This is a genomic window from Polaromonas sp. P3_C2, assembly GCF_056402675.1.
In genome coordinates, this window is record NZ_JBFUGX010001224.1 from 1 (window position 1) to 608 (window position 608).

1 protein-coding gene is annotated in these 608 nt (G+C 57.6%); it reads right to left on the reverse strand.

Annotated elements, in window-relative coordinates:
- Positions 1 to 608, reverse strand: a 608-nt coding sequence (locus tag AC1DWI_RS25740; RefSeq protein WP_477726268.1) for a glycosyltransferase family protein, incomplete at both ends; no start/stop codon positions are given.

The following is a 608-nucleotide window of genomic DNA, read 5'->3' on the forward strand; positions in this document are numbered from 1 at the left end:
GTTCAGCCTCAGTGGCCAGCCATTCCTGCACCGCCTGGGGGTGCGTGCCCTTAAAAGGGGCGAGCGCGCGGCGATCAAACTGGCTGTAGGTGATTTGCGCCGCTGAGGCCTCGCCCCAGTACTTGCTGACCTGATCCAGTTTCTTCTGCATTTCCTCGTTGCGCCGTATCCAGCCGTAGTGGTAAATGTGCGCACCGGCAAGTGCGCCCTGGGGGTTACGCCCCCGTTTGTGCTGTGTAGTGACCAGCCAATACTGGCCATCGGGTGCATAGCTTCGAATGGTATTGCGGATCAAACGGCATTCGCGACGGTACCATCCCGGGCTGATGGAAATCCAGTCGGGAGAGCCATAAAAGTGATGGTAGTCAAACACCAGCGCTTCGACTGCGGGATTGAAGTGATGGCGCTCAACACTGGCCCGAATGGCGGCAAGCTCGCCTTCGTGTACCACTTCATCGCCCTCCAGGTAGAACGCCCAATCGCCGGTGCAGGAGTATTGGGCGATCATTTTTTGCTGCGCATAAACAAAACCGCGGTCTGCCATGCGTTCGTTCCACAGTGTTTCGATGATTCGGATTTTCGGGTCGTTGATGGCCTTGACGCGTTCC